This window comes from Vreelandella vilamensis (assembly GCF_031451755.1).
GTDB classification, from domain to species: domain Bacteria; phylum Pseudomonadota; class Gammaproteobacteria; order Pseudomonadales; family Halomonadaceae; genus Vreelandella; species Vreelandella vilamensis.
The window spans coordinates 136,734-156,091 of the sequence record NZ_JARWAN010000006.1 but is presented as its reverse complement, the minus strand read 5'-3'; the positions used below and the strand labels follow the sequence as shown (position 1 = coordinate 156,091).

Genomic DNA, 19,358 nt, shown 5'->3' with positions numbered 1-19,358 from the left:
TATCGGTTCATTGGTTAACCTCGGTAATAGAATAGAAATGACGAGATTATATAGCCTATCGCCGCGATATCTTTTTGACAGCCCATAATCCGGCAATCATCGGTCAGACCGTTATCAGGAACTTTTAGAAGGCCACTTATTTAATACAGCAAGTGGCCGTTTTTTGTTGCTCACAATTTTATAGGCCACTGGCTGCACCGCTGAACAGGAAGCGCCACACCGACGCAAACAGCGCTCGGTGTGTACTACTTAAAGATCTCCCACGATTGATGACCAGCTACGAGTTGTCAACTTTCAAACCGCGGCAATAGGCTGCCAACCCTCTGGCGAATAACGCTCTAATCCTTTGTCGCCCATTCGGGTCAACCATAGCCAGCGGTGGTTGATTAAATCAGCCACCACCGGCTGGCGCGCGATAATGGTTTCGATGCGCTCTTTGGGTGCGTCGATCACGACCGTTAAGCGCAACGGCTCGTGATGCAGTTTGTCACCATCACGTAGCGACTGCTCAGGTAAGCCAATCCTCAGCTGTGGCGAGTTGCCTTCAATCACCCCCATATGGCCGCCTACCACTGAATGCAGCAGTTTATTGCCTGCGCCATACAGCTTCGGCACTACGGTGGAGGCGTAGTACTGCAGGTTGATCCAGCTAGCTACCAACATGGGCGCCATCATCAGACCTTCCAAAATCTTGCCGTCGGGGTCTTGTGCGGGATGGTAGTCATGCAAAAACGCGCGCCCTTCAAGCGATTTCCCCTGGGTAAGCGCTCGGGGCGCTAAAATCAGCGCGGCGTTGTTGACCAACCCCCACTCGGGCCGAGGCTGAGACCAGTCAGCCCCACGCATGGCTAGGGTTTTCAAGCGTTTGGTGTGGTCGCTCGCATTAACGCCTAGCGCCGGTGCCCGCTCTTGACGCGTAGTGTTTCCAGCATTTTGTGCGGCACTCTCAAAGCTAAGCAGCGCGGTCTCTAATGCCTTGGGCATTTTTTCATCCCGGTAAACATGCACTCGATCCGTTAGGGTGCAGTGGGTGGCCGCCAGCACATAAAACGGGCTGGGTAACGAAACGCCTGCTTTTATAACGGCTTGCTGAACATCCGAGTCGTTTAGCAATGCAGCGGCGACCCGTGCATTCATACCACCGCCCTGACCACCACAGGCACCGCAGGCTAGCCCCGCATGGTGCGGGTTATTGTCGCTTTGCGAGTCGTGACCCACGAGCACGAGAAGCGAGGCTGTTGGGGTTCCTAAGAGTGTTAGCAGGCTTTTAGCGAGCGCCACTTTTTCTTGACGAGCAATAGGCTCTCCACCGTAGGTATGAAAAAGCCCAGCAGGCGCATCGCAGCTCGCCATTGGCGCTTGCTTGCGCAGGCTATCTTTAATCAGCTTCCAACCCCAGGCGATGCCGGTAGTCTCCACCAGCGTAAACGTGGAGAGCGGCGCGTATTTTGCGTGACGCACGCTCTGGCGTAGGCTCTCTTTTTGATAACGCTGAACGCCCTGCTGCTGAGGCTGCGGGAAACCCACCCGGTAACGGGGTTTCAGTAGCCCTGGCACTCGCGGTTGAGCACGTTCAGGGCCGATGACCGCGTCGGCCACGGGCATCGCGAAAAAGCCTGCCACGCCTAGGGTGGTCACCGTGGGCGCTGCATGCTCTAAATGGCGACGAAACCGCTCTGAGCGCACATCAATACAGAATGCTGCCATCACCTCCGGGGCTGAAGGTGGCGACTGGCTGGGCGCTGCCAACACATCGGCCAACTCTCGCTGGTAACCCAGCTCAAATGCATGCTGCCAGCACCATAACGCCTTGTGTTGAGGGGGCACCGCGGCATCCACCGTTTGCCACTGGGCGCGCCACTCGCTCTGTTGTGTGCTGGTTAGTTGGGCAACGCCTAGCCACTCCCACGCGAGCACTATCGCGGCGAGCTGGGTAATACCCGCCTCTTCCTGTTGATGAGGCGTGTGCCAGCCAATCCCTTGACACCAGGCGGCCCAGCCGTTCACCCGTAGCAGCAACGTATGGGCCAGCACTTCGAATACGTCGGGCGCCAGCGCCCAATCCGCTGCTATCTGCTCGATAGCGGCGGTGGCGTTGTTTGGAAGCGCCTGTAAAGCTTTGCGCTGCGTTTTGGGCCAGCGCAAATCATGCTGCGCTGTGGTTTTCCAAAAGTGATACAACGAAGGCGCTGAGCGGTTTGCCCAGCGCTGTTGATGCTGATCGAAGTAACTAGCGCAGCTCTCCGCGAGAGGATCAAACCCAGTATGACCTTCCATCATTTCCCAAGCGCTGCGTAGCGGTGTGACGGGGCTAGGGGGCGATGCCAAGTAGCCGACCAAGCTCTGCTCGCTGTCGGCGTAACCTCCCTGGAAAAGCGCCTCTTGCAGGTCTTGTGGGGTAATCCGACCCGTTTCCCAAGCCTTGCGATAAAACTCAGCGGGCATGGTCATAGGCTGCCCGGCCATGCGGCTCAGCGCATGGCTTACCTGCTCGATGGGCTGATTTTTCAGCCCCCACCAGGGATTCACCGCAATCCACTGATCCAGCGGCCATACCGGGGCAATCGCATCAGTGGCCCGTTTCAGCGCATCATGGTACTCGTCGTGGTTTTGGCGAGGCGATACAGGAGTATCAAACACGCTTGGCTGACTCATGATAACTCTCCCTTAAGACTTGACGTGGGGGCTGCAGGACGACTCCAAGGACGAACGGGGGCCACTGAATCCACTGCACGCTGCAACGGCAGGGCCAAATAAAGCCCTTGGCTAAAGTGAACACGCCAGCGAGCCACCCACGCCGCTTGAGGAAAAAGCGTCACCGCGCCAGCGACCAGTACCAGACTTGCTAACACGAGCGCGCCCAGTAGACCCGCTGTAGGCGTTAAGGGGACATAAGCGCTGGGTAACGCTGGGGCCAGTACGCTATGCAGCAACGCATACAGCGGCACCAGAGCCAACGCCACGACAAAAAGCACCAAGCCGTTTAAATTTAGCAATGCCTACTGGCAAACCGAGTAGCGTGCTGCCTATCGCCAAGCTTAATAGTGCGCCCAATAGCAGGTTATAACTAACCAGCGCCGGCCAGATCACCAATGCCACCGCTGCCAATGCGGTAGCAGGTAGGGCAAGGGAAAGACGCTGACGCAGCGGCGCAAGCGGTAAGCGCTCGCAGCGTGATGCCTGCACGGTGCGCCCCGACGCCAAGAAGGAGTGGGCTTTATAGAGGGAGTGCGCCAGCAAGTGGGCCAACGCCAAGGTATACGCCCCCACGCCAATTTCAAACAGCATAAAGCCCATCTGTGCGCAGGTTGACCACGCCAGGGCATGCTTCACCGAGGTTTGGGTCAGCATGGTCATCACCGCCACTAAGGCGGTTAAACCACCCACGATAATAAGCAAGTAGTGCCCCAGCGTAAGGCCATCAAACACCGGAAAAAGTCGCAGCCACACAAAGCCACCCAGGTTAATCACCCCGGCGTGTAGCAGCGCGGAGACCGGTGTGGGCGCTTCCATCACTTTGATAAGCCAACCATGAAGCGGCACTTGAGCGCATTTACACAGCGCCGCAATAGCCAGTGCCACCGATGCCGCTTCCACCTGCCAGCCGCCTGATGTCGTGGCCGCGGCCGCAAACAGCTCGGACAATTCAAAGGTACCGAATCGGGCATAAAGAAGCATCACCGCGACGATTAGCGCGATGTCTCCCAGGCGGCTGACCACAAATTTCTGCCACGCCGCCCGCTGCGCCTCAAAACGCTCGGGGTAAAGGGTGAGCAGATGATGCAACGCCACGCTGACACCCACCCAGGCAATCAGCATTACAACCAAATGGTGGGTAAAGATCAGTAGCATCACGCTGGCTAATACCACCAAGCACCAGGGCAAAAACCGCCGCTCGCCACGATCGCCCTTCAGGTAGCCCTCTGCAAAGCGCAGCAGCACCGTGCCTAACAAGCTAATCAGCAGCGCCATCCACACGGCCAAGCCATCCGGATACAGCCCCAGTGGCTGGGCAGCTTCTGGCAGGCCCGTGGGTACGCCCAGCGCATCTAACACCAACAGCCCGCCCACCGCTAGGCTTGCCACAAAAGCGCTCGCCGTTAACCAACGGCTTATTTTCCAAGCGCGCTGGAGCGATGCGGGCGTGCTGGCCCGAGCGCTCACCCCCGCCATTACTAACAGCGAAACCGGGACCAATAACCACAGTGCCAATACTGAAAACACCATTATGTCGACGAAATTTGGCATAGCCTTTCCCCCTTAGACGTGTGCCACTGACTATGCCTAGCTCGTCACCATATAAAAAATAGTTTATTTTTGATAAATCGTTCTTTAAAAAAGAACGAATAGCCAAAACGCTGCCAGAGATCTTCCTGCCATGAAACTGAACTACCATCACCTTTACTATTTTTGGCAAGTGGCAAAGTCAGGCCACCTGACTCGCACCGCCGAAGCACTGCACGTATCGCAGTCATCACTTTCCCAGCAAATACGCCAGTTAGAAGAGCGCTTGGGCCAAGCGCTCTTTATTCGCGAGGGCCGACAGCTCCACCTTTCCGAAGCAGGCAGGCTTGCGTTTGATTACGCCGACGCCATTTTCACTCAAGGGGAGGAACTCAGCGCGTTGTTTGCCGAAGGTGGACACGCTCATCGAGAGGTAGTGCGGGTGGGAGCTGTCGCCACGCTGTCGCGTAACTTTCAAGAGGAGTTTGTGCGGCCACTGTTGGGCCGAGACGACTTAGATTTAATTCTACAAAGCGGCGGGATGGATGACCTTTTGCGACGGCTTTCCGCCCATAAGTTGGATGTAGTGCTCTCAAACCAGCCTGTGCGGGGCGATAGCGAACACCCTTGGCGCTCGCAGCGGTTGGCACGCCAGCCGGTCAGTTTGATTGCCTCGCCCGATCTTTCTCCGCTCCCAGAATTTCCGAAAGCGCTAAGCGGTCATGCCTTTATTCTGCCCGGCGCTGAAAATGCTAGCCGCCATGCGTTTGACCAGCTCTGCAGTCACTACCGGCTTTCACCAAAAATTGCCGCCGAGGTAGACGACATGGCCATGATGCGACTACTCGCCAGGGACACGCAACACATCGCCGTGATGCCCCCAGTAGTTGTGCGAGACGAGCTGCATAACGGCACACTAAAAGATTACGGCGCGCTTCCCGGCGTCTGGGAAGAGTTTTATGCCATTACCATTCAGCGACGGTTTGAATCACCAAGCCTAAAAGCACTGCTAAAACGCCCTGGAGAAGCACTGCTAGTTTAGCCTCTCGGCCAATGTGAAGCGTGGCGGTATCTCCGCCACGCCACACATGGCGCTTTGTTATTCAGAACCCGCGGCGATGCGGTACAACAGCGCATAAAGCGCTGGCACGAACAACAGGGTAATTAGCGTGCCGACAGCCACGCCGCCGATCAGCACATAGGCCAGTGGTCCCCAGAAGCTATCCAAGGTCAGCGGAATGAATGCCAGCATTGCCGCCAGAGCGGTCAGCACCACCGGGCGAGCACGCTGCACCGCAGCTTCCACCACGGCATCGCGCATCGACATCTCGGCCTTGGCGTTATCCGCCACCTGCTGAGTCAGGATTAGGGTGTTGCGCATCAGGATGCCAGCCAGGCCGATCAGCCCAAGGGTCGCAACAAAGCCAAACGGCTGGTTGAACAGCAGCAGCGCCGCCACCGCGCCGATCAGCCCCAAGGGGGCCGTCGCGACCACGATAAAGGTGCCGGCAAAAGAGCGCATCTGCAGCATGATGAAGATCAGCATCAGCACCACCATTAGCGGCTGAAGAGCCTGGATCGAGGCCTGAGCCTTGGTCGACTGTTCTACCGAGCCGCCAATCTGTAGCTGATAGCCAGCTGGCAGACGCTCACGCACCTCGCTCAGCGCCGCCCAGACTTCCTGGGTTACATCGTTGGGCTGAGCCCCCTCGATATCGGCATTCACGGCCACGAACGGCTGACGGTCAATGCGCTTGACCACCGGCTCCTCGAAAACGGTTTCCAGTTCGCCTAGCTGGGTAAGCGGCACCCGACGTCCCTCGCGGTTCACGACCTCCAGACTCTGCAGGTCGGCAATGTCTTTTGCGGCCCCGCGCCCCACCGCGGGCACTAGGCGAATGCCGTCACGCAGCTCGGTGATAGTCATGCCGTCCAGCTGAAATTGCAGCTGGCGCGCCACCTCATCCGGCGTTAGGCCGATCAGCTGCAGCCGTTGCGGGTCGATCGCCAGGTGCAGCCTAGGCGCCCGCTCATCCCATTCCAAGTGCGGGTCGCGCGTGGCAGCGTTCGCGGCGATCACCTCGCGCACTTCGTGGCCTATCTCGCGCAGACGATCGGGGTCGTCGCCCAGTACGCGGATGCTCACCGGCCAATCGACCGGCGGGCCATACAGCAATCTCTCCACGCGCACCCGGGCTTCGGGGAAGGCGCCGTCTGCAATACGCCCGTTGAGCCGTTCGATCAGCTGCTCGCGGGCCTCAACTCCCTCGGTCACGGCGATCAACTTGGCAAACGCTGGGTTGGGCTGTTCGGGGTTGGCGGAGATAAAGAAGCGCGGCGCGCCCGCCCCTACATAGGCGGACAGCGATTCTACGCCCTCGGCTTCGGCAATCAGCGCTTCGACCTTTCGTGTCGTCGCATCGGTTGCGCCGATGGCCGTGCCCTGTGGATGATAGACGCTAACCAGCACCTCGGGACGGTCCGAACTGGGAAAGAACTGTTTCTCCACCGGTCCAGCCATGCCCGCCACGGCAGCCACCAACAAGGTCACCGTCACCACCACCACGCTCTTGCGAAAGCGCACACAGGTACTGATGACCCCGCGCAGGCGCCGATAGCCACGTGTCTGATAGGCCTCGTGTTCACCATCATGGGCGACCTTTTGCTCGGGCAGCAGCTTGACCCCCAGATACGGCGTGAACACCACGGCCACAATCCACGACAACAACAGCGCGATGCCCAGCACCCAAAAGATGTTACCGGCATATTCGCCTACCGCCGACTGCGCAAAGCCGATGGGTACGAAGCCCGCCACGGTGACCAAAGTACCGAACAACATGGGCGCCGCAGTGACATTCCAGGCGTGGGAGGCGGCTTCAAGCCGATCCCAACCCTCCTCCATTTTTACGATCATCATCTCGATGGCGATGATGGCATCGTCGACCAAAAGCCCCAAGGCGATGATCAGCGCGCCAAGGGTAATGCGGTCCAGATTGATGCCCATCGCCAACATCACCACGAAGGTTAGCGCCAGGGTAACCGGAATGGCGATACCCACCACGATGCCAGCGCGCAACCCCACCGCTAGCATGGTGACTAACATCACGACGACTACCGCCACTAGGAACTTCACCTGGAAAAGGTTCACGGCCCCGGAAATGGCGTCGGCTTGGTTGGTCATCACCTCCAGTGACATGCCCAGTGGCAAGCGCTCGCGCTCCTGCTGCCAGAAAGCGTCCAGGCGCTCGCCGAAATCAAGACCATTGACGCCATTTTGCATTACCACCCCCAGCAGTAGCGCCTCTTCACCAAAGGCGCGGACCAGATAGCTGGGGGGGTCCTCATAGCCACGGGAAATATCGGCGATGTCACCAAGACGAATCAGCCGCTCGCCGATACGAATGGGTACCTCGGCCAGCGCGTCAGGGTCAGACAGGTCGTGATCAAGTCGCAGGTACATGCGCGGGCCAGCCGTATCGACACGCCCGGCGGGCAGCAGGCGGTTATGCGCCTCGATGGCGGCAAACACTGCCTGCGGTGAGATACCCAAGCTTTGCAGCTTGGCCAGATCGAAGTCGACGTGCATGCGCTCCTGACGCTCGCCTAGTACCTGGGCTTTATTCGCTCCCTCAACGCGCTGCAAGCGATCACGAATTTGCTCTGCCTCACGCACTAGCTCGCGCATCGGCATGTCCGGTGCACTCAAGGCCACCAGCGAGAAGTAGACGTCGCCGAAATCCTCGTTGATCAGTGGGCCGACCACACCATCGGGCAGTCTTGGGGCGGCGTCTTGCATCCGGCGGCGCACCTGATAAAAACGCTCTGCGATCTCGGCGCTGGAAGTATCATCCTCGAACTCCACCTTGAGATCAGCCCGCCCTGGGCGAACGGTCGTCTCAATACGGTAGAGATCGTCGACCTCTTGGATGCGCTTCTCCAGCGGGTCTACCACGCTTTCCTGAATCTCCGCCGGCGAGGCGCCGGGCCATACCGCCGACACCATCATCACCCGCACCGTAAAGTCCGGGTCTTCCGCGCGCCCCATGGAAGCAAAGGCATACAGCCCCGCCAACAGCGCGATCACCAGGAAAAACAGCGTGACAGCCCGCTCGCGCACCGCCAACGCAGAGAGGTTGGGAAAGCTCATGGCGTCCCCTCCTCACCCAGCGGTCGCACCGCCATGCCCGGCGTGAGCAGATGAGTTCCCAGGCTGATCACAGCTTGCCCTGCTTCGAGTCCCTCACCGCTGACCCAAGCGTGCTCGCGCGTCATTCGCCCCAAGGAAACCGTCAGCGGCTGCGCCTGGCCCTCCACGATCTGCCATAGCCGTGGCCCCTCACCGCGCTCGTCTAAAGCTGCCACGGGCACCTGAAAGCGTGCTTCAGACGAGGCTTCCTCTAAGGTGAACCGGGTCTGTACGACTTCGCCCAGGCGGCGCTCCTCGAGCGGCGCTTCAAGGCGGTAGCGAGCGCGCCAGGTACGACTGGCCGGGTCGGCCGCACCCGCCACTTCGCGACGGGTAAGCGGAATGCGCCGCTCCCCCATCCGCAGCTCGCCTGTCTGCGGCGGGCGTAAATGGGCCGGGAAACTGACCTCTACCTCACGCGGCCCTTCCTGCGCCAGCCTAGCCACCGCCTGACCGACACCAACCACCTGCCCCGGCTCACCGCTGACCTCGATCAACACGCCATCGGCCTCGGCGCGCAAAGTTGCGTAGTCTAGAGCATTGCGGGCTTGAGCTTCCCGGGCTTTGGCTGCGTCACGGCGGGTGATGGCCTCACGCACACTAAGTTCGGCCCGTTCGAACGCCTGTCGACTCAGGTAATCTTTCTCCAGCAGTTGCCGGTCGCGAGACAAGTCCGCTTCGGCCACAGCCAGCGACGCCTCAGCCGCGGCCAATTCCGCGCGCGCGGCGGCCAGCCCTTCTTCCAGATCACTCGGGTCGAGGGTAAACAGCACCTCCCCCTGGCGAACCGTCTGCCCGGCATCGACATGACGCGTAGCAACCTTACCACTGACTTGGAAGGCCTGGGGCGTCTCATAACGGGCGCGTAATACGCCGGTAAGCGAGAGGGTTGCGGCCGAGTTCGCCACAAGCGTGGCGGTTTTGACCCAACGAGGATCTGCGTCCGTGGACGTTTGTGGTGCCTGTTCTTGGCAGCCAACTAACAGCAGCAATAACAATATAGCAAGGCGTTGCATCTAGCTTCCTTAGCAGTAATGGCGTCTCTCAGGCCACGCAAAAGTGAAGGCACAACCATCACTCCGCGAGGAAGATAGTGCCTAAAAGATTTATGGATATACTAATATATTATATATAATAATGCACTTGAGTCTAATAGCCGCTTCACACTTGCATGTTCCGAAATACGCGATCACCATCACTCAGAACTGATCTCAACCAGCAACGATAGAGACTGGTTTAAGTAATTATTCGGGCCTCATTGCAATACAAGCTAACAGCAGGTATCAGATCACAAAGTTTCCGTTCAAATCTTCTTCTAAGAGCAAGGCATCCAGCAGCACGAAGAACTGACCCCGATATTCCACCAGGGCCTTTACAGCAGACCAAGTTTTACGGGCGAACATTAGGGCGGGTAAAGGATGGAGTTGAGGCGCAGGCAGCTCAATAAATTCGACGTCACCGCAAAAATGCAAATAGCGAATACCGGCAGCATTTTGCAGTGTCATTCGCTGTCCACCATTAAAGGCATGACAACCCAGCACCCAGCGAGATTCCAAAGCCAGGATGTGTTGGCTTTGATATATCAGTACCAATGGCAAACTCAACTGGTTCAGATCTGGCCGAGTAATCATCCTAGTCCTGCCTGATAATCGACAAACACTTTTTCAATATCCAGCAGGGCTATCGGTTTTCCGGAAAAATCTACCAGGGCCGCCACATAAGGCCGTAAGGCTTCAGGTAAGCTCTCCGGTGGATGCTGTAATTGACTGAGCGGTAAATCCGCAACGTCCAGAAGTTCATCCACTCGGATTCCACTGCGCATGCCGCTGGCTTTTGCCAGCAGAATAGAGCCAGAGACCACTTTTTCAGGCTCGTGGAGATGCAGCAGAGCGTTCAGCAAAATAACGGACTCTATATCGCCCCGAACATTGATCACACCCTGCACAGAGGAAGGCATTCCCGGCACGTAAAACAGTCGTTCATCACCAGGCAATACCTCTTTCACAAACTCGCCACGGAAGGCAAAAAACCTGTCGCTTAGTGCAAAAATCACAAGCTTTACAGTAGGTTCGTTAACATCCACTACAGCGTTGGCCGCCTCCTGCTTTAGCGCGAGGAGTTGATCAGCATTGGTCGTACTCATAAGCCGTCATCCAGCACGACTTGATTGCGACCTTTATCCTTGGCTCGATAAAGCGCTTTGTCTGCGGCTATACGAAGGTCTTCGGCACGGGTATGGTTTGGGAAACTACTGATGCCAGCGCTAAAAGAGCAAGTAAATTCTCGGTCATCAGAGCTGAAGCGTATGGTAGAAAAGTCTTCTCGTAACTGATTGATCAAGTTTATCGCCACCTCGGGAGTAATATCTTTGAGAAGGATGGCAAATTCTTCCCCGCCGTAACGACCCACAATATCGTTGAGGCGCAGGCGGTGGCGTAAAATTCTGGAAATAGCCAGAAGCACCTGATCCCCAACAACATGCCCGTAGGTGTCGTTGACCTGCTTAAAGCTATCCAGGTCCAGCATCACCATGCACAGGGTTTCCTGTTTGCGCTTGGCCTGTGACAAGGCGGCTTCGATCAGCTCCGTTGTAGTGGTGTGATTGTAAAGCCCAGTGAGGCTATCCCGGATCATCAGCGAGCGCAAAGCGCGCATTCTTTCAGCGCGAAGAGCCACCGCAGCGACCAGCTCGTCAGGGATAACCGGTTTGGTGATGAAGCCTTCAACACCCACTTGCATGGCCGAGAATTGCTTTTGACGATCGGTTTCGCTGGATAAGTACACAATCGGCAGGCTGAGATACTCCGGCAACTGCCGAATCAAGGTGGATAATTCCAAGCCGGTGCATTCAGGCATATAAACATCCAACAGCACCAGATCAGGCCGAAACTCCTGCAAAGCAGCCAACACATTGGCAGGCTCGGAGAGCTGATACACCCGCATGCCCGCATTTTCTAGTATCAGGCTGTGGTACTGGGCCACTTCCGGCTCATCATCGACAATCAGAATCCGGTACGGCTCAAAGGGATCGTCGTTCGTGATGTCGTCTAGAGCCGTAGCCAACGCCAAGGGTTTCGCAGGCTTAGTGAAATACGATTGACACCCCGCACGGACCGCACTTAAACGGGCTTCGAAATTATCAAAGCCCGAAAGTACAATGGCTGGCAAATGCTGGCCGGTTACCTTCTGGATTTGGGCCAAGGCATCAGTGCCAGCGGTTCTTCCCTGAGGGAAATGGACATCCATGATAACCGCATCCGGCCGTTTCAGAACGACAGCCTCGTCAAAGGCTTCCGTTTCGGTAAAAAACTCAACCTGGTAACCAAAACAACGTAGTTGGCAACTTAAATGGGACACCTGTTCCAATTCGTCATCACAGATATAAATCAGTTTCTGTTTTATTAGTGCATCCGGCTGAGCCTGTTGCTCCTCATTCATTTTAAATGAGGGTGTTAGCAAGGAGTGATCATCGAGTAAATCGGTACAAGCCAAGGTTTGCGCCTGAGACGACAGCTTTTGCAATAAGGCGATAACCTGATCGGCCCAATCCGCTGACACACTCTCATCCACGAGATTCAGCATCTTCTGTATGTAGCTTTCTGCCTCGCCCGCGATATCAGCGAGTTCGTTAAAGCCAAAAGAATAGCCCGTGCCTTTGAGGCTATGGAATGTTCGGTACAGCTCAACAACAGCCACCCTATTCATGCAGGGATCGGCCTGAAATAGAGCCAGTTGGTGCTGAGCTTCTTCCAAGCGCTTGGGTAGCTGGGCAATAAAGCTTGTTCGAAGTCTGGCAATTTTTTCCTGCAAAGTGGATGGCGTTGAACTCATTAATGACTCCGCTGAATTAACATTGATTACTGAGCGTCTAGGACATCACGAACTATGCTGGGCAGGCTTTCATCAAGACTGAAGTCTTTCATAATACAGGCACTTAGACCACTTTCCTGCTGGCGAGCCGTTACAGGGTCATCACCGCTCAGAAGAATAAAAGGCAGGGAACTTCCTTGGTCACGGAGCTCACGGAAAAACTCAATGCCATTGATTAACGGCATATTCATATCGCTAATGATCAATCGGATTTCGGGGTGGGCGTTTAACTGCGCCATGCCATCCACAGCACTGTCAGCAATAACCGGTTGATACCCCTGCGCCTCTAGCACAGCAGCTACCATTTCCCCAGACAGAGCATCATCATCCACTACCAACACTTGCATTTTTTTCTCCACCTTTTCTTTTTTAAAAAGCGTTTAGTCCAGCAAAAGTTTCAGGGTTTCTACCAGGCTGTTTTGATCAAAGCTGCCTTTAACGATATAGGCATCAGCTCCCACCTCCAGACCTCTGCGACGATCACTTTCCTTTTCACGTGAGGTAATGATGATGATGGGGCGATTCTTATAGTTTTCCTGGTCGCGTAAGTGAGCTGTCAGGGCAAACCCATCCATGACCGGCATTTCTACGTCAGTTAGCACGGCGTCAAAGTCTTCCAACAACGCTTTTTCTAAGCCATCCTGACCATTCTCAGCTAACGTGACCTGATAACCATAGGCTTCCAGCACATCCTTTTCGATTTCACGCGTATTCAGGGAATCATCAACTACGAGCACCCTGCTCGCCTGCCGCCCAGATTGGGTCTGAACCCCGCCCGTGATTTTTGCCTTACGTGAGCGTTCCAACAAGTGAGGAACATGCAAAAGGCTGACTAGCTCATTATGCCCCATGGTCACCATGCCTGAGATTAAAGGCTGCTGGCGCAGATGCCCAGGAAGCTGTTTGATGACTAGGTCTCGCTCTTCAATTAACTCATCCACCACCAGGGCCAGCTTTTCATGCTGTACTTGAACTACCAACAACAACAGCTCATCGGCTGTTTTTTTTATTTTTTCCGGCTTATCAGGCAAGTGTATCAATTCACTTAACGTCAGAACGGGAACAAACTCATTACGCAGGGTAATGGCATCACGTTCGGCCACTTTCATCATGGCACCGCGCTTGACTCTCACCAACTCACTGATGTGTTGGGCGGTGAAACCCAGCGTCTGGCCTTTTACCTTTACCAGCAAAACTCGCATAAGGGCCAGTGACAGCGGCAAGCGCAGGCTGAAACGGCTGCCCTGGCCGAGGCGGCTGTGGACGTTGAGGGAGCCTTGAAGATTATCTACCACAGAGCTTTTAACCACATCCATGCCTACTCCCCGACCGGAGATTTCGGTAATCATGGCACTCGTGGAAAAGCCGGGCAGAAAAATCAGATTCATGACGTCCTGATCACTCAAGGCGTTTAACTGCTCCTCGGTCATCAAGTTTTTTTGCTGGACTTTATCCCGAATGGCCTGCAGGGAAATGCCGCGTCCATCATCACGAACCTCAATCACGACCCAGCTACCGTCCTGCCATGCGCTCAGGGTAATGTGGCCTTGTGGTGATTTGCCCTGTGCCTCTCGCTCTTGGGGCGGTTCCAGGCCATGGTCCAGGGCATTACGCAACAGATGAATCACCGGATCGGCCAGTTGATCAATCATCTGACGATCGAGTTCTATTTCCGCCCCCACCACCCGGCACTCAACCTGCTTGCCCATTGAGCGAGCGATCTCTCGAACCAAACGGCCGGCAGAGTCAAAAATGGTGGATAGGGGTAGCATTCGCAACTGCATGGCCTTGTCATGCAATTCCTGTATTAGCGACTCTTGGATCTGCACGCCAGCACGCAGCTCGCGACTGAACATATCCAAGGCGTTCGTCAACTTGGGGGCTATCTGGCTGACTCCCCGCTTGAGCTGCCGAGAATCCTTGGCCAGTTCACGCATATGGGCATGGCTGGAGACCACCTCACCCATCAACTTAATTAAATCATCCAGACGGGAAAGCTTAATGCGCACGCTGTCATTGGTTTTAAGGCTGACTTCTTGAACCGGTCTTTCTCGATTTATCGGTTCGGGTGTGGAAGGCGACGCTTCGGGAAGAAAAGTAGCTTTTTGCCGACCTTCTGCTGCCCGCGTTAAAGCCTGGCATAGAGATGCATCTTTAGCTGACAGACGGGCCGGCTCCTGATGTTCAGCAAGCTGATCAACCTGATGGGTCAAGCTATCAATCGCCTGGTAAAGCAGGTCGGAATGCTGACCTGCATCAAACGACAACTTATCATCACGCAGGGCACTCAACAGGTCTTCCAGGGCATGGGCCGTGTCGGTGATTGGGGCCAGCTTGAGCATGCGGGATGAACCCTTGAGGGTATGCGCAGAGCGAAACAGACTGTTCACTTGTTCAATATCGGCCTGCCCTTGTTCTAGCAACGCAACGCCTTCATTAAGTTGAAGCAGGTGTTCTCTAGCTTCATCAATGAAGCGCACAACAAAACGCGTAATATCCAGTACCATGCTTTACTTCCTACCCTGTTCGCTGACAACCAGCTTTTGCTTGAGGCGGATCAACTGATGCTCAATCAAAAACAGTAAATCTGACCTAGGTAGATGCAAAGGCAAAAGCTCAAGGCCCGTAGAAGCAACTGCCTGTCCTTGCAGGCACCGCCAAGCGGATTTATAAGTTCGTAAAGCTAGGGCATCCTGCTCGGTCTGGCGATAAATCTCAGCCAGATAATAATGCGCAGGCCAGCAATTAGGCTTTATATACACCGCTTTTCTAAACGCTTTTTCCGCATCTTCAAGTTGCACCTGCCACTTGTACAACAATCCCTGAAGAACGAGCGCGTCCAGCCACCAGGGCTCTTCGTGCAGCTGTTCTTTAAGCAGGGTCAGAGCGGCGTCGAACTCCTTGCGATTGCCCAGCAACCAGGCCTTGAGCAGCCGGGCTTCACGCAGGTTTTTATCCGCAGCCAAAAGATACTCCAGCTGTTTGCTGGCCAGGCTATTTTCCTGGTTCAGCATAAGCTGAACAATATCTTTAATACAGAAGGATTGCGCGAGGACGGTCGTGCTTTTTACCTCGCGTAGTGGCTGCTTGAGGGGCACCACTGTAGGCCTAGCGGGCATTGGAGTAGATCGCGTGATGGCATCACGCTTCTCGGCTTTACCGGGCATGAGAGTGGAGTGAGAGACGGGCAAGAGGGCCTTGCCCTTCACAAAATAATAAAGCCCCTGCTCTTCAACCAGAGTAAAAACGCCTAAATCATTAGCCAGCGTTTCTGAGCTGCCTACGATGAGAAAACCGTCAGGTTTAAGAATTTCAGCCAGTTTCTTCTGGATTTTAAGGCGCGTTTCGATATCAAAATAAATGGACACATTGCGGAAAAAAACAACATCTAAGTCTTTGAGGGCTGGAGGATAGTAAGCATCCAGAAGATTAAGTTCATGAAAAGCCACGCGATGACGCCATTCGGGTTTTAGCTGAAAATATGAGCCTACCGTTTCAAAGTAGCGCAGGCGCAGCGCCTCAGGAACCCCACGAAAGGAAAAAGGAGAATAAGCCCCCTTTCGGGCCTTATGAAGTATTTGTCGATCCAAGTCGCCTCCTTCAACTTGGAAAAGTTTCGCTGCATTAGCACCCCAAGCCTCTTCAAGGGCAATCACTACGCTGTAGGGCTCCTCACCGGAAGAACAACCGGCACTCAGAATTTTCAGAGGCCGATTTTTACCCTGCAACTTGCGTAAACGCGGCAGTAGCTGATGGGTTAAAAGCTCTATCTGGGCATTTTCTCGAAAGAAATAGGTTTCATTGACTGTCAGCTGGTCGACCAGATCTTTAACCAGCTCCTTATTTTTTTGCAAAACCGGTAACAAAGCCTTCAGGCTTTTTCCCTCAACCCGTGCCGCCATCTGCAGTGTTTTGTGCAGACGGTCTTCAGCAATACCTTCCAAAAGTAGACCACAATGATTTTTGATCAGGTCCTTGAAAGGCCAAAGCTCATCACTCATGACTGCCTCCGTGCCCAGGCAGCCAGATAACCGACCGGGGTCAATTCCAGAATGCGCTCCATTTCCCCAGCCAGGACATCTAGTGGCAACTCACAATGCACCCCTCCCAGCTTCACCGCTTCCTGGTTCATGCCGTAGATAACCGAGCTGGCTTCATTCTGAGCTAGTCCTACTCCCCCCTTTTCACGTATTTTCAGCATGCCGGCGGCTCCATCCCGACCCATTCCTGTCAGAATCACACCGATCGCATCCTTGCCGTAAACGTCGGCCAGAGACGTCAACAGATGGTCACAACTGGGTCGGTAAATATCTCCCTGCGCTCTGGCCTGCAAAGCAATACGATGGTTAGGGGTTACGGTGAGATGGGTTTCCGAAGGCGAGACATAAACACAGCCTGGCTTGAGCAATTCCCCCTCTTGCGCCACCTTAACCTTGAGTTTACAAAGCCCTGATAGCCATTGGGCCATGCCCTCCACAAAACCGTCACACATATGTTGAGCCAGTAGAATCGGTGCTGGAAACGTGGCGTCCAGGCGCGGCAATAAGCGCGCAAGCGCCTGAGGGCCTCCGGTTGATGAGGCCAGGGCAAAAACCTGCTGGTAATTACGGACCTTGAACTGTGCGGAGGGCGGCCAATAAAAAGGAAGAGACTTAGCGGGTGCCTCTGGTGCAACGACTCTACGCCTGAGCCGGGTAATCACCGGGACCCCGGCTAGCAGGCGCACCTTGCGGACAAACTCGGTGGCTTGAGGCGCAGTATAGTCAGGCTTGGAAATTACCTCCAGTGCTCCAAGATCCAGCGCTTCGCAGGCCTTTTCGGCGTCGGACTCGCTGCTTACCACCAAAATAGGCACAGCTTTTTCGTGCATGATTTCTTCAATGGCCTGCATACCCCCCATCACAGGCATCTGCAGATCCATGGTAACCAAGTCAGGGCGGTGCTGACGGGTTAGTTCAACGGCTTCCTTGCCATTTCGCGCTTCCGCAATGACCTCCATGCCATCCTGCTCCAGCAGCTCCCGAAGTAAGGCTCGGGCCATGGCACTATCATCAGCAACCAATACCCGATAAGCCCTGTTTGTGTTCACTACTGCTGGTCTCCGCTTGTACGGAATTCCTGCACCAGATCCATCAAACTGCGGGACATGGTCAACATATCTTCACTAATTTCAGTAATGGCGCGTACTGACTGGGCATTGTGAGAACTGGCTGAAGCAATATCGCGTAGCGCCACCACCACCTGGCTGCTAGCTGTTTTCTGCTGCTTAGTGGACAGGGATATCTGCTCAGCGGCACGACTGGTCTGGCTAGCAGCGTCCAGCAGGTCATTGAGGTCTTCAGCAGTGCTGGAACTGACGTCCAATCCGGCTTGAATAGAGTTTGAGCCTTTCTCTGAGGTGATTACCAGGCGGCTGATGGAATCTTGGATTTCCTGGATGCGGTCTTCGATTTCCCGCGTGGAATCGGTCACGCTGTCGGCCAGGCGGCGAATTTCACTTGCCACCACGGAGAAGCGCTTACCCGATTCACCGGCACTGGAAGCTTCCAGAGCGGCATTGAAGGCAATCAATTTCGTCTGATCGGCAAGATTATTGATCAGATCCATAACCTTGCTGATCTGCTTGGATTTAGCACCCAATTCCATGATTTCTTCCAAGCTCTGCTGATTGTCCGTGTAGATATCACCCATGCGATTTTGCAACTGCTGCATGGCATCCACACCCTTTCGGCTGTTATCCAGGGTGAGGTTGGCCACTTCCACCACGGACTGGGAGTAATCGGCAATCTGTGTCGAAGAAGTGGAAAGCTCTTCCATGGTCGAAGTGATTTCTGCCACCGAAGAAGACATTTCTTCCACCGCTGCGGCCATGGATTGGCTGACTTCATCCTGTAAATCACTGTTGCGGTTTACTAGTCCAGCCGTGTAAGTCAGATTGCGAGCCGAAGCATTGAGCTGAGAGGAACTATGAACGACGCTTTTAACCACCGTTTCAATTCTTTCCAGCAAGCGATTGGTCTGGTTGGCTACGTGTTGCCATTCTTTTTGCTTGGGTACATCCAGTCGTTGTTCCAGATTCAAAGTCTGCGTAATACTCTCTAACTGCTGTTGGAAATGCTGCAAGGGGCGGGTCAGCGTCAAAGCCAGCCAGTAGACTAGCAAACCACTGCCTAGCGTCACCAGAAGGGCCAGGCCACCCAGCAGCGTTAAAAGTTCAAGGGAAACGGCGTTTACTTCCTGAGCATCGACCAGCAACAGAAACTGCCAGCCGGTCTCCGGCACGCTAACCGTAGAGGAGAGCCAGCGCTGCCCCTCAAAGGTAACCGACTGGATACCTTCCAGCCCCTGCTGAAAATCGGGCACCACTTCCTGCAACTCTTTCTGGAGAAGCTCGGGGTTAGCGTGCGCCAGTACGCGGCCTTCTGCGTCCAGCATTAATAACTGGCTATTCCAGCGCATTTCCTGCTGCAAAAGCTCATCAACCATCGCTGAAATGTGGAGATCCCCTCCCAGAATATGGTTAGGATTCTGTTTAAGGGGGATGGCCAGGGTCATGGTCAGATCCCCGGTCAATAGGTCCACATAAACGGGCGTAAGGATCAGATCATTTTTTTCCTCCGCCTCAATAAACCAGGGGCGGGTTCTCGGGTCAGCTCCCGGTGGCAATTCAATAGGGGGCTGCGATTGAATCACCTGGCCATCCGCCGTGCCGATATGCACCAGATCAAACCCCTGAGCTTCTTTGGCCATTGTCAGAAAGTCTTCCCACACTTCCCGACTCTCCGGTTCACCCGGCAAATGCCGCGCCAGCGCCTGTAACTGATCCTCTTTGCCAATAAGCCATTCATGGGACTGGGATTGGGCTATTTGCAGGGTGTTGTGCATTTCACTGGCTACCGCCTGATCCACTTCCTTGGTCAGCAGTTGACCCGCAAGAAGGCTCAGCAAAGCCAAAGCCACCAGCATCAGCGCCGAAACCGATACAAGAAATTTTCTTTGCAAAGACAATGTCTGCCAGCCACGGAATCGGACGGATGCTGCAGTTTTTGAAGGCTCCATCAGATTTTGCGCGGGGAAC

Annotated in this window: 14 protein-coding genes; 1 reads left to right on the top strand and 13 read right to left on the bottom strand. The window is 55.1% G+C overall.

What is annotated here, in order from left to right; all coding sequences use genetic code 11:
* Positions 1-294: 294 nt before the first annotated feature.
* The 3 genes from QC823_RS05815 to QC823_RS05805 are packed head-to-tail and all read right to left on the bottom strand — an operon-like array spanning position 295 to position 4,248.
* Complete coding sequence (locus tag QC823_RS05815) at positions 295-2,655, bottom strand: putative inorganic carbon transporter subunit DabA (RefSeq protein ID WP_309655412.1); 2,361 nt, start codon at positions 2,653-2,655, stop codon at positions 295-297.
* Positions 2,652-2,963 (bottom strand): hypothetical protein, encoded by a 312-nt coding sequence (locus QC823_RS05810; protein ID WP_309655411.1) that lies wholly within the window; start codon positions 2,961-2,963, stop codon positions 2,652-2,654. The genes QC823_RS05815 and QC823_RS05810 overlap by 4 nt, the downstream gene beginning before the upstream one ends.
* Positions 2,923-4,248 (bottom strand): proton-conducting transporter transmembrane domain-containing protein, encoded by a 1,326-nt coding sequence (locus tag QC823_RS05805; RefSeq protein WP_309655410.1) that lies wholly within the window; start codon positions 4,246-4,248, stop codon positions 2,923-2,925. The genes QC823_RS05810 and QC823_RS05805 overlap by 41 nt, the downstream gene beginning before the upstream one ends.
* 130 nt (positions 4,249-4,378) lie before the next feature.
* On the opposite strand from QC823_RS05805, the gene QC823_RS05800 reads away from it, so the two are divergent.
* Positions 4,379-5,266 (top strand): LysR family transcriptional regulator, encoded by an 888-nt coding sequence (locus QC823_RS05800; protein WP_309655409.1) that lies wholly within the window; start codon positions 4,379-4,381, stop codon positions 5,264-5,266.
* A gap of 57 nt (positions 5,267-5,323) precedes the next feature.
* Here QC823_RS05800 and QC823_RS05795 read toward each other — a convergent pair whose 3' ends face one another.
* From QC823_RS05795 to QC823_RS05750, 10 genes are all read right to left on the bottom strand, one after another.
* Entirely contained in the window at positions 5,324-8,371 is a 3,048-nt protein-coding gene (locus tag QC823_RS05795) for an efflux RND transporter permease subunit (RefSeq protein ID WP_309655408.1), read from the bottom strand.
* Positions 8,368-9,426 carry an efflux RND transporter periplasmic adaptor subunit gene (locus QC823_RS05790; RefSeq protein ID WP_309655407.1) on the bottom strand — a complete coding sequence of 353 codons (1,059 nt, stop codon included), beginning with the start codon at positions 9,424-9,426 and terminating at the stop codon, positions 8,368-8,370. The genes QC823_RS05795 and QC823_RS05790 overlap by 4 nt, the downstream gene beginning before the upstream one ends.
* Before the next feature lie 267 nt (positions 9,427-9,693).
* A complete protein-coding gene (locus QC823_RS05785) occupies positions 9,694-10,041 on the bottom strand; it encodes a hypothetical protein (RefSeq protein WP_309655406.1) in 348 nt (115 codons plus the stop codon).
* Positions 10,038-10,553 (bottom strand): chemotaxis protein CheW, encoded by a 516-nt coding sequence (locus tag QC823_RS05780; protein WP_309655405.1) that lies wholly within the window; start codon positions 10,551-10,553, stop codon positions 10,038-10,040. Before QC823_RS05780 ends, QC823_RS05785 begins: the two co-directional genes overlap by 4 nt.
* Positions 10,550-12,241, bottom strand: a complete 1,692-nt coding sequence (locus QC823_RS05775; protein WP_309655404.1) for a diguanylate cyclase — start codon at positions 12,239-12,241, stop codon at positions 10,550-10,552. The genes QC823_RS05780 and QC823_RS05775 overlap by 4 nt, the downstream gene beginning before the upstream one ends.
* Positions 12,242-12,267: 26 nt before the next feature.
* Positions 12,268-12,627, bottom strand: coding sequence for a response regulator (locus tag QC823_RS05770; protein ID WP_309655403.1), 360 nt, complete (start codon positions 12,625-12,627; stop codon positions 12,268-12,270).
* A gap of 33 nt (positions 12,628-12,660) precedes the next feature.
* Positions 12,661-14,760 (bottom strand): hybrid sensor histidine kinase/response regulator, encoded by a 2,100-nt coding sequence (locus QC823_RS05765; protein ID WP_309655402.1) that lies wholly within the window; start codon positions 14,758-14,760, stop codon positions 12,661-12,663.
* A 30-nt stretch (positions 14,761-14,790) separates the two neighbouring features.
* The gene (locus QC823_RS05760) at positions 14,791-16,281 is read right to left on the bottom strand and encodes a CheR family methyltransferase (protein ID WP_309655401.1); all 1,491 of its coding nucleotides are present in this window, start codon (positions 16,279-16,281) and stop codon (positions 14,791-14,793) included.
* Complete coding sequence (gene cheB, locus QC823_RS05755; protein ID WP_309655400.1) at positions 16,278-17,369, bottom strand: chemotaxis-specific protein-glutamate methyltransferase CheB; 1,092 nt, start codon at positions 17,367-17,369, stop codon at positions 16,278-16,280. Before cheB ends, QC823_RS05760 begins: the two co-directional genes overlap by 4 nt.
* Positions 17,369-19,339, bottom strand: a complete 1,971-nt coding sequence (locus tag QC823_RS05750; RefSeq protein ID WP_309655399.1) for a methyl-accepting chemotaxis protein — start codon at positions 19,337-19,339, stop codon at positions 17,369-17,371. Before QC823_RS05750 ends, cheB begins: the two co-directional genes overlap by 1 nt.
* Between the last annotated feature and the right edge of the window lie 19 nt (positions 19,340-19,358).